This is a genomic window from Candidatus Neomarinimicrobiota bacterium, from assembly GCA_034716895.1.
GTDB lineage: Bacteria > Fidelibacterota > UBA8477 > UBA8477 > JABMPR01 > JABMPR01.
This window is the reverse complement of sequence record JAYEKW010000153.1, coordinates 1-10,830: the sequence shown is the minus strand read 5'-3', so window position 1 is coordinate 10,830 and position 10,830 is coordinate 1. Positions and strand designations below refer to the sequence as shown.

General features: G+C 44.3%; 7 protein-coding genes. 6 read left to right on the top strand and 1 reads right to left on the bottom strand.

The window, feature by feature from the left end; genetic code table 11:
* The 3 genes from U9Q77_09590 to U9Q77_09580 form a co-directional block, all read left to right on the top strand.
* Positions 1-337 (top strand): nucleotidyl transferase AbiEii/AbiGii toxin family protein (locus U9Q77_09590; GenBank protein ID MEA3287610.1); only part of this gene is annotated, 337 nt, incomplete at its 5' end.
* Between the two features lie 255 nt (positions 338-592).
* Positions 593-1,366: a type IV toxin-antitoxin system AbiEi family antitoxin gene (locus tag U9Q77_09585; GenBank protein ID MEA3287609.1), complete on the top strand. Its 774-nt coding sequence runs from the start codon at positions 593-595 to the stop codon at positions 1,364-1,366.
* Entirely contained in the window at positions 1,363-2,148 is a 786-nt protein-coding gene (locus U9Q77_09580; GenBank protein MEA3287608.1) for a nucleotidyl transferase AbiEii/AbiGii toxin family protein, read from the top strand. The genes U9Q77_09585 and U9Q77_09580 overlap by 4 nt, the downstream gene beginning before the upstream one ends.
* Before the next feature lie 848 nt (positions 2,149-2,996).
* On the opposite strand, the gene U9Q77_09575 is transcribed toward U9Q77_09580, so the two are convergent.
* Positions 2,997-4,985, bottom strand: a complete 1,989-nt coding sequence (locus U9Q77_09575; GenBank protein ID MEA3287607.1) for a cation:proton antiporter — start codon at positions 4,983-4,985, stop codon at positions 2,997-2,999.
* A gap of 1,055 nt (positions 4,986-6,040) precedes the next feature.
* Here U9Q77_09575 and mutS point away from each other — a divergent pair.
* The 3 genes from mutS (at position 6,041) to U9Q77_09560 (ending at position 10,614) form a co-directional block, all read left to right on the top strand.
* Positions 6,041-8,659 (top strand): DNA mismatch repair protein MutS, encoded by a 2,619-nt coding sequence (gene mutS / locus U9Q77_09570; protein ID MEA3287606.1) that lies wholly within the window; start codon positions 6,041-6,043, stop codon positions 8,657-8,659.
* Positions 8,660-8,696: 37 nt separating this feature from the next.
* Positions 8,697-9,704, top strand: coding sequence for a hypothetical protein (locus U9Q77_09565; GenBank protein ID MEA3287605.1), 1,008 nt, complete (start codon positions 8,697-8,699; stop codon positions 9,702-9,704).
* A 337-nt stretch (positions 9,705-10,041) separates the two neighbouring features.
* Positions 10,042-10,614 carry an HDIG domain-containing protein gene (locus U9Q77_09560; protein MEA3287604.1) on the top strand — a complete coding sequence of 191 codons (573 nt, stop codon included), beginning with the start codon at positions 10,042-10,044 and terminating at the stop codon, positions 10,612-10,614.
* Positions 10,615-10,830: the final 216 nt, after the last annotated feature.

Here is a 10,830-nt window from a genome sequence, read left to right as displayed (position 1 = left end):
GAAAAGTCATGAATTACTTTGCTACACACTGGAAGAGATACTGGTTGAGAAGTTGCGATCAGTGATGCAGCGGGTACAGGCCAGGGATTTCTATGATATCTGGTATCTCATTGAAGATCAGGGGATGAATGCTGGCTATCTCACACCTGACTTCGAAACAAAGTGCGAGCAGAAAGGTCTCAAGCCAGGGGAGTTCCATGCAAAGCTCCAACAGCGCATACCCCAATACCGGGCGAGGTGGAGAAGCTCAATCACCTCACAGATCCAGGATCTTCCTGACTTTGAGAAGGTGCTGCGTGAGGTGAATCGCAAGCTCAAAGATTTTCCTGTCAGCTGATTTCCAGCATCCACACTGGAGGTTTATATAAAGGCCGTTTATGAGATCCGTCTTCGTCCGCCTTCGCTTCTCCCGACGCCGTTGGCGGGGTCCAGCTTCGTCGTGACTGCGCCGAGACAAGCTGCAAAAAAGGGCCTTAATTATGAGACACCGTTTTTGAGATCCGGCTTCGCCTATTATTACTGAATCATATTGTAATATTGTTTGCATAAACCTGATTAATATGACATATTCCGCACACGATATTACAAAACTATGAAGCCACAAGATTATATTAAACACTTAAATAACAAGGGGGTATGGTCATTCACCCATACTCAGGCAGCTGACTTTTTGTCAAAAGATGTTACAGCCGCAATCCGAATCCTGCGGAATGATGGCAGAATAATTGATCCAGCAAGAGGATTCTATGTCATTATCCCAGAAGAGATTAGTCTTACCCAGAGATTACCTGGGGATAGATTTATTGATGATTTAATGAAATTTTATGATGTGCCCTATTACGTCTGTCTATTAACGGCAGCTCTTTATTATGGCTCAAGTCATCAAGCTCCACAAGTCTTTCAAGTCATGACCAACCCAGCTAGAAGGGATATCCGTGTTCGTGGAAATAAGGTTGTATTTCACAAAAAGGAGTTAGTCCTTGAGACACCAACTATCCTAAAGAACACACCAACAGGATACATGAATTTATCAACTCCTGAAGCTACCATTTTAGATTTGATTCAATTTAATATACATATTGGCGGAATTGACTACGTAGCTACCGTGATATCAGAGATGCTTGATAAATTATCATCGCGTAAATTAGCTGTTACCTTTAAAGCGTATACACTCCCAATTCAACAGAGAGCTGGTTACATTCTTGAGTTCCTGGGGTTTACAAAGGGTATGGATCGAATCTGGAAGCAGGTAATGAAAGGAAAACCAATATATACACCACTGGCTGCTCATGGCAAAAAGGATAGAATCCCAAAAGACCCCCGATGGAAGGTCATTGTTAATCAGACAATAGAGCTTGATATATGATTTCACAAGCGACTATTCTGGAGTGGCAAAATATAGCTCCTTGGCAAGTAGACGAACAGATTGAACAAGACCTGATCATATCCAGAATTCTCACCGAGATATATCAATCTGACTTTCTTAGGGATCGATTGCTTTTTAGGGGAGGGACAGCTTTACATAAACTCTATTTTCCGGAACCTTTGAGGTATTCTGAAGACTTAGACTTTGTACAGATAAAGAGTGAGCCTGCTGGCCCAATTGCAGATGAAATTAGAAAGATCGTCGAACCATGGTCAGGCAAAGCTCAAACTGATGCCCGCCGGGATTCATTTAAAATGTATTTCCGGTACACACCGGCTTCAGGTCAAATCCCAGAAACCAGAATTAAACTGGAGTGGAATACTCGGGAGCATTTCACCTTGTACGGAATTCAGAACATTCATTTTGGGGTGGACACAAACTGGTATAAAGGTGATTGCTCAATCCAAACATATGCGTTAGATGAATTGGCCGGGACAAAATTGCGAGCTCTCTATCAACGAAAAAAGGGCAGAGACCTCTTTGATATTGCAGAGCTTATGAATAGAAAGTTAATTGACCCGGATAGAACCGTAAACGCGTATCGTAAATATCTTGATTATGGTGGAGCCAACGTAAGTCAGCGAGAGTTTGAGCTGAATCTCAAAGAGAAGCTACAAGATCCAATCTTTCTACGAGATATGGATCAGCTCAAGCATGCAACCCTTGAATACGATCCTCTTAGGGCATTTGAAAGCTTACAGCCTTTGATAGTTCTGATGTAAATCCTCAAATATTAATGGACTTAGTATTACGCACCTTCTACCTGATTACTCATATCCGAAAAACCTGGGTTTATGAGACTCCATTTTCATCCCATTTGATTCTGATACGTTTTTGAGACGATTTTCGTATATAGGAATGGAAAATCTATCTGTCATGTAGGGGGAGTAGGTATATAGATATTAATCTATAGCTGCGTTTCATGCCCCCGGGTGTCTATTTATCGACCGTTTATGAGATCCGTCTTCGTCCGCCTTCGCTTCTCCCGACGCCGTTGGCGGGGTCCAGCTTCGTCGTGACTGCGCCGAGCCAAGCTGCTAAATAGTGCCTGAATAATGAGACACCCATTTTGATACAACACATTGCAAGACCTCAGCTTATTGGTCGATGTTTCTTTACATGAATAGAAGGATAAAGAGTTGGCTTTTTGGATGTATACAGTTATACACCGCTGAGTATATAACTGCGTATAAGTTGCACAGTTATGAGCCCAACGAATTCGGTGTGAAGGGCGATCTGCTTTCATTTCAATCAAGTAGTGCCTGCAGGGGCGTATCCGCCAGCTGGCGGAGAAGACCGGTGGCGTATGTGTCACGGCACTTGCAATATCCTTCCTAAGTTCTATTTCAGAATTGTCTGGGTATCATCATATCGATTGCCTGATGTCGCTCAATCATCTAACCTGCATTATTCATGAACTATTGCCACGAAGACACTAAGTCACGAAAAGTATTAAAGTTATGAACAAGGTCATTTTAAACAGTATTATTTGTATCTGTGAGTGATAATTTTTGATAAGCATATATTTTATTAAACTTTGTGTCTTGGTGACTTAGTGGCTATGAATTATTTAGGTTAATGGACTTTGGGAAAGATTTGCAACTTTGGCAATTTTATCAGGTGCTCCAAGAACGAATAGAACATCATTTGCACAAAGGGGAAGATTTACCTTTGGGTTTGATATAATATTTGAGTTTCGACGTATGGCTAAGACTGTAACACCATATGTTTTTCTCAATTCAATTTCAATTAAACTTTTTCCGACAAAGAGTGATTTCTCTACAATCCGTAAGGTACTAACTTCAACATCAGGAAGCTGAAGGTTTAACTCAGATATTGATGAGGAATCTCTGGAAGGGTGTCTAAACATTTCGTATCCATCAGATCTAATTTCGCAAACCAGAGCATCAATTTCTGCTTTAGGAATGAGATATTTTACCAGCACTCTGCTAAATATTTCTACAGAGGTCTCAAATTCTTCGGGAATAACCTCCTTTGCCCCTAATTCATAAAGTGGTTGCATCTCTTGGATATAGCGACTTCTGACAATCAGGTGCACATTGGGATTAAGGCGGAGTACCAGTTCAGTTATCCGTCGTGTTGATGTGGGATCATTAATAGCGGTGACAACAACTCTTGCAGCGTTAATATTTGCATGTTGAAGGACAGCCTCTTGAGTTGAGTCGCCAAAGAATATGGGTTCTCCCTTTGCCCTTTCATCTCTCACCGTTTCCGGGTTCATCTCAATAATGGCATATGGGATATTTGAGAGATGAGCTGCTCTGGCCACATTTCTACCATTAATTCCAAACCCGATGATGATAAGGTGATCTTTCATTGTGTTCACCTTTACCTCAGGAACAGGTGAAAATCCTAATTTGAGTATTCCTGGCAGAGGTAGCCGTAGCATCCTATCAGCTATTTGCGGTGCCAGGGCAATGATGAAAGGTGTGGATGCCATGCTGAGTATTGAAACGGCGAGAAACATCTGATAAATATCCCCGGAGAGCAATCCATGTTCAACTCCTGAGCGCGATAGGATGAAGGAGAACTCACCCACTTGACTCAGAGCTAAGCCTACCAGGATTGAGGTTCGGAATGGTAAACCTAGTAACATTATACTGATGCTGGTTAGAGTAAACTTTAATACCAACACACCAATAGTGAGCAAAATAATGAGGATCGGGTTTTGGAAGAAGAAGCCAATATCCAGCAGCATGCCAATTGAAACAAAAAAGAAAGAGGTAAAAATATCTCGAAAAGGGATGATGTTTCCAAGTGCCTGGTGACTGTATTCGGATTCGGAAATGATCAGGCCTGCCAAAAATGCACCCAGGGCCAGTGATAACCCTGCCTCAGCTGTTAACCATGCAACCCCGAGGCAGATTACAACCAGACTTAGTAGAAAGATTTCCTGGCTACGAGTTTTAGCAACTTGATACAAGACCCAGGGGACTAGCCATTTAGTGCTAACTATTACCAACAGAATGATACCGATCGCTTTGGCTAAAAGTAGGAGCACAGACGCACCCGCATCTCCCGTTGCACCTGCTAACATGGGAGTAATAAGAATCATTGGGACAATAATAATGTCCTGGAAAATCAAGATTCCAAGTGTTGTACGACCATGAGGACTATCAACCTCGGCTCTTTGTTGGATGAGCTTAAGCACAATAGCTGTACTACTCAAGGCCACGAGAAATCCGATGAAGATGGCCTTGTTTAAAGCGAGGTCAAACCATGTGGCTGCAAATACGGTAGCTAAAAAGGTCAGTAATACTTGTAATGATCCACCAATTAGGACAGCCTTCTTAATTTGCAGAAGTCTTTTTAATGAGAACTCGATCCCAATGGTAAAAAGTAATAATACGATACCAATTTCTGCAAGGATCTCAACTTCATGAACCGCTTTCACTAGCCCGAACCCATATGGCCCAACTAAAATTCCGGTTAATAGAAAGCCAACAACTTCTGGAATTCGCAGCTTATGACAAATGAGAAGAACAACTATGGCAAGTCCAAAAATAATAACCGTATCATTTAGTAGTGGTATACCCATATCCCAACTTTCTCTATTTTAATAGTACCCCTCTCAAAATCAATTTACATCCTACGGCATTGATTAGGCTTAGTCCACAAGGATTATTATTTATACCTGTCAAAACATGTGCTATATCAACGACACCATCATTGAACCAGTAAATCATTAATAAGCATAATATATGACAATATATCATCAAGGACGTAATTATTCAGCTTACAAATTAATGTGACTTTTCTTTGCCATCTACATGTAAGCTGGACAATAATTATCCAAATCCTTTTAACCCAACTACGAATATCAGTTATGCATTACCAGTGGCAAAGGTGTCGACAATGTTGATACCGTACAAAATGATTTTCTAAGCACCCTTCACGCTGATAGTAAGTTCAATCATGATATTGGTGTGCAAGAACATCTATTACAACTTGCAGGTAAGGATAAACGACGGTTTTTGAGACAAATCAATCACCTAGTAGGGGAGTATAAAATCTCACTGTCGTGTATAGAATCTAGTGTTATGTTAAGCATGAGATGTGCAAAAACTCCAGCGGATATTGAAATAGGTAATACCCTTTGAGTTCCATCTGCCTGGTAGAGTTGTCATTGCCAGTACCTTTGGACGTAGCAATCTCCAAAATTATGGTAGGCTTCAGAGATCGCCGCGCGTTGCTCGCGAAGACGAATATCGCGCATCTTGAACTGCACTTGGCATAATACCTAAGGGGAAGTGCAAAATTCCTGAGTCATATATTAAACTGGCCTGAGATAGCCGTATGCATCAGGAGTCAGCATCTCGCCGCAGGGTAAGTTCTTTTTCCACGAAGACATCCATCTTCGCTGGAAGAGCTACGCCGGACAAGCAAAGGCTCCAAGAACCCCTAAGAAAACTTGTGAAACTTGGTGTCTTAGTGACTTTGTGGCATTAAAAATATACTTACGGATAACATGGGCCGGTTTAGAAAATATATTGATTCAGGAGTTTCCTCATAGGCTAACCTCAAGGGGGTTTGTGTTCAGGCGCATGTATCAATTCCTAATTCATAATTCGTAATTATTAATTATACTACCCGATGTCAAAAAAAGCACCTCAGGATAACAACAGTACCCCGCTCATGCGGCAGTATAACGAGATCAAAGCGCGTTATCCTGGAGTGATCCTTTTGTATCGCATGGGTGATTTTTATGAAACCTTTGCCGAAGATGCCAAAGTTACTTCCAAAGTGCTGGGTATAACGCTGACCAGTCGCTCCAACGGGAAAGCTGCCAAAGTGCCCCTGGCTGGATTTCCCTACCATGCTCTGGATTCATACCTCTATAAATATATGCAGGCCGGACTTCGGGTAGCCATCTGTGAGCAGGTGGAAGATCCAAAGCAGGCGCAGGGTATCGTCAAGCGGGATGTGGTTGAAGTCGCCACTCCCGGATCAGCCATGAGTGAGCATTTCCTGGATGCCAAAGAATCAAACTACCTGGCCTGTATCCATCCTCTGGGCGAAAAGCTCGGTTTGGCCTTCATGGACGTATCTACAGGGAAATTCAGTGTTCTTGAACTTGATGCCTTGCAGATCAAAGCCTTTCTAGCCGGAATGGCTCCCCGGGAGATCATTCTCTCCGAAACAGACCCCGATTCTGAATCACTCATGGGTCGGGGAAACTGGCTTACCACCCGGGTTGAGAGTTGGGTCTTCAATCCTGATTATGCCAATAATGAACTCACCAAAAAATTTAAAACTCAGGGACTCAAAGGCTTTGGTATGAGTGGGATGGTTGCTGGAACTGCAGCCGCAGGCGCCATCCTGCACTACCTTCAGAATTACCAGGGTCGTGATCTGAAACATGTTACTGGAATTCAAACCCTGAGTGCGGATGACTGGATGATACTGGATGATGACTCCCTGAGAAATCTGGAGTTGTTTTCATCCCTGCGTGGTGGCTCAGAAGGCACCCTGATCTCTGTTCTGGACGAATCGGTTACTTCAGGCGGCGGACGGCTTATGCGTGACTGGCTGCACAAACCCCTGTTGGACATTGAGCGGATCGAAAATCGTCTGGATCAGGTTCAATTATTTTTTGAAAACACCGAATTGCGCAAGGATCTCCGATCCCTCCTGAAGCAAGTTGCTGATCTGGAACGGTTATTGTCCAAGTTGAGCTCCGCCCGCGGTTCAGCCCGTGATCTCAGCGGTTTAAGGAGTACTCTCCAATTATTGCCTGATCTGGCTCACCTGCTGAATACAGAATCCATGCAACCCATTGGTCTCCATGTGGAAAGTTTACCCGATGTTAGCGGATTGCTGGCTGAGTTGGAACGGCTTGTCGTGGATGAACCCCCTGTGTCAGTCAAGCACGGCGGTCTGATCCGGGATGGCATCGATGCTGAATTGGACGAGATCAGAGGTATTGCCCGGAATGCCAAGGCCTGGCTGGTGGACTTTCAAGTTGCTGAACGCAAACGCCTGGGTATTCCATCCCTGAAGATCGGCTACAATAAGGTCTTCGGTTATTACATCGATATCACCCACACCCATAAGGAACTGATCCCTGAGGATTATATTCGGAAACAGACCCTGGTCAACTCGGAGCGCTTCATCACCGAAGAGCTGAAGGAGTATGAGGAAAAGGTTCTCCACGCTGAGGAACGCTATACAGCACGCGAATATGAGATATTTGATGAACTCAGGTTACAAGTTCTGACTAAAGCCATTGACCTACAGAATATCGCCGATTTTCTGGCGCGTCTTGATGTGGTAAGCACCTTTGCCAAAATCTCCTATGATCGCAATTATTGTCGTCCATCACTGAACCAGACCCTGGAGTTGGAGATCAGTAACGGGCGTCATCCGGTCATTGAACAATTGCTTCCGGTGGATGAAGCCTTTATTCCCAATGATCTGCTTACGGATGCTTTGCAGGATCAGATCCTGTTGATCACTGGTCCCAATATGTCCGGAAAATCCACCTATCTACGCCAGGTGGGTCTCCTGGTACTCATGGCCCAGATTGGGTGTTATATCCCAGCTGATGAAGCCAGGATCGGGATGGTCGATCGAATCTTCACCCGGGTAGGTGCTTCTGACAATCTGGCCGGTGGTGAATCCACCTTTCTGGTTGAGATGAACGAAGCTGCCAATATTCTGAATAATGCCACCCAACGCAGCTTGATCCTGCTGGATGAGATCGGTCGAGGTACTTCTACTTACGATGGTTTGGCCATTGCCTGGGCTCTTATCGAATATTTACATAGTACGGATGAACGGGCTGCCCGGACACTGTTCGCCACTCATTATCATGAATTGACCAAGTTGGAAGGTATTCTGAAACGGCTAAAGAATTACAATGTAGCGGTTCGGGAATATGATGATAAGGTTATTTTTCTACGTAAGATCGTCCCCGGTGGTGCCAGCCGGTCTTACGGGATCCATGTCGCCCAGATGGCTGGTGTGCCCCTGCCAGTGATCCAGCGGGCCAATGAGATCCTGACTGAGCTCGATTCCGGTGAGATCAGTGTTCGTACCGATCAGATCAAAGAAACTGCTCCGACTTTCGATACACGCCAGATGTCTCTGTTTGAGAGACAGGAAAACGTCCTGAGAGAAAAACTGGCAGGTCTAAAACTGGAGCAAATGACCCCTATGGAAGCCATGTTGCTTCTGGACGAGATGTCCAAGACAGTCAGGGGTGGCAAGTAGTTTGGAAACAAGACAGGGATCAACGCGTAGGTCTTTCATGAAAACCTTTCTGATGCTCCTCTACCTCCCGCTATTCATCCTGGCTGAAACTGTCTCATATGGTGAGGATCCTTTTGTGCTGGGGATGTCTATCGATGCCTATGCTTTGGGGAATATCAAAGCCCTGCCCATGGCCAACCCCAGTCCGGGAGCCAATGTTGCTTTCCTGGATACTCGTGAACTCAAACTGGGCTTTCAACATACCGAAGGTTTCGGGGGTATCTATCAGACTGATGTGTTGAGTGGAAACCGTGAAAAATGGTCCTTTCTGATCTTCCGCGGAGGGGTAAGTGGTATTCCAGATACACGGGATGCCCTGCTTGACTACGGAACGGATGGCATTGCCGGTACTCAGGATTCAGATGGTACAGAAGGGAATGGCAAGCTTGATCCAGGAGAACGCCTGAGTGTTAATTCAATTACCTATTTCAGCACCCAGCAGTTTTTAGCTGAACTTGGCTATACCCATCACTTTGCTCCACACCTGGCTGTGCATGGAACAACCCGTTTGTTGTATCATGACCTCTATACTGAAAGTGGATTTGGTGTTGGCTTTCATGGCGGGCTGCTGTATGAGCCTATTCCCAAACTTCAACTTGGGCTTGAAATAGCAGATGTATTTACCACAACCGTTTTCTGGGATAGTGGTCTCATTGAATTATTTACACCACAGATTTACATGGGAGTTGATTATCGCCTTGAGTTTAAAAATATCCCCTTTCAGCTTCACCCAATTCTTCAGATAGAATTACCTGCAGATGGAAACCAGGCTCAACTGAACCGGGGCAACTGGGGATATGCCGGTGGACTGGAGATCGTATTCCAAAACCAACTGTTTATTCAGCTAGGACGAAATGCCTTGGATCAATTTCAGGTGGGAGCTCTCATCCGCACCAGATATCTGGATCTGCATTACGGCACCGGATTTTCTGAATTAACCAGTATCGCCGGACAAACTCATCGGGTTGGTGTTGGGATCAAACTGGGAGAGTTATACCAATTTTAGTTCCAAAGGATCTATTAATTTCAAAATATTTCAGTGTTTTACGATCTTCATGTTTTCTGCATATTAAGCTGGCCTGAGATAGCCGTATGCATCAGGAGTCATCACCTCGCAGCAGTGTAAGTTCTTTTGCCACGAAGACATCCATCTTCGCTGGAAGAGCTACGCCGGACAAGCAAAGGCTCAAAGAGCCATTCAGGGAATTTATTGAACATAGTGTCTTAGTGACTTTGTGGCTATAATATGTAAAATATACTTACGGATAACATGGGTCGGTTTAATAGCCATAGCTACGGACTCTATAAAGACATATTTACACATCATATTTTAGGAGGAAATAATGCTAAATAGACAATCTGCCTGGGAACTGCTGTGTGAATATACTGAGAGTGAGTCATTAAGAAAACATGGGCTGGGTGTCGAGGCTGCCATGCGAGCCATGGCAACGAAATATGGTGGTGACCCCGACTTATGGGGTATTGCCGGTCTGCTCCATGATTTCGACTATGAGAAATACCCCTCTGCTGAAGATCATCCTGCAAAAGGAGTAGCCATCCTCAAGGAAAAGGGGTATCCTCAGGAGCTTTTGGATGCCATTATGGGACATGCAGAGCACACTGGTGTAGCCCGTGAAACGCTCATGGCAAAGGCACTGTTTGCTGTAGATGAGTTGGTGGGGTTTATTTTTGCAGTCACCTATGTCCGACCTAACAGGGCCGTGAAAGAGGTTGTCCCCAAATCAATTCGCAAGAAGCTGAAACAAAAATCGTTTGCTGCCAGTGTGAATCGGGCTGATATCGCAAACGGAATGCTGGCTCTTGAGCTGGATGAGAATGAACATTTTCAATTTGTAGTAGAGGCCCTGGCAACTGTTGCTGAAGAGATTGGTTTAGCAGGAGTCCCACAGAAATAAACGATCTTTATCTTATCCTGATAAACCGTTGAAACGGTTTATCAATCCTGGATGATTAGCAGCCCACGACTTAAGTCGTGGGTTGCTAATTGGATATTATCTCCTTGAATTCACTCAAGATCATGGCTGTTGCTCCCCACACCTTGTGCCCGTTGATCTCGAAATAGGGGATCTTCCAGCCCCTTCCTGCAAAATGATGAGTCTCAAACTGGCTTT

What these genes read in the sequence shown, in the direction of transcription:
- U9Q77_09585 (MEA3287609.1), top strand. Translation starts at nt 593, where the DNA reads ATGAAGCCACAAGATTATATTAAACACTTAAATAACAAGGGGGTATGG.
- U9Q77_09580 (MEA3287608.1), top strand. Translation starts at nt 1,363, where the DNA reads ATGATTTCACAAGCGACTATTCTGGAGTGGCAAAATATAGCTCCTTGG.
- U9Q77_09575 (MEA3287607.1), bottom strand. Translation starts at nt 4,985, where the DNA reads ATGGGTATACCACTACTAAATGATACGGTTATTATTTTTGGACTTGCC.
- mutS (MEA3287606.1), top strand. Translation starts at nt 6,041, where the DNA reads ATGTCAAAAAAAGCACCTCAGGATAACAACAGTACCCCGCTCATGCGG.
- U9Q77_09565 (MEA3287605.1), top strand. Translation starts at nt 8,697, where the DNA reads ATGAAAACCTTTCTGATGCTCCTCTACCTCCCGCTATTCATCCTGGCT.
- U9Q77_09560 (MEA3287604.1), top strand. Translation starts at nt 10,042, where the DNA reads ATGCTAAATAGACAATCTGCCTGGGAACTGCTGTGTGAATATACTGAG.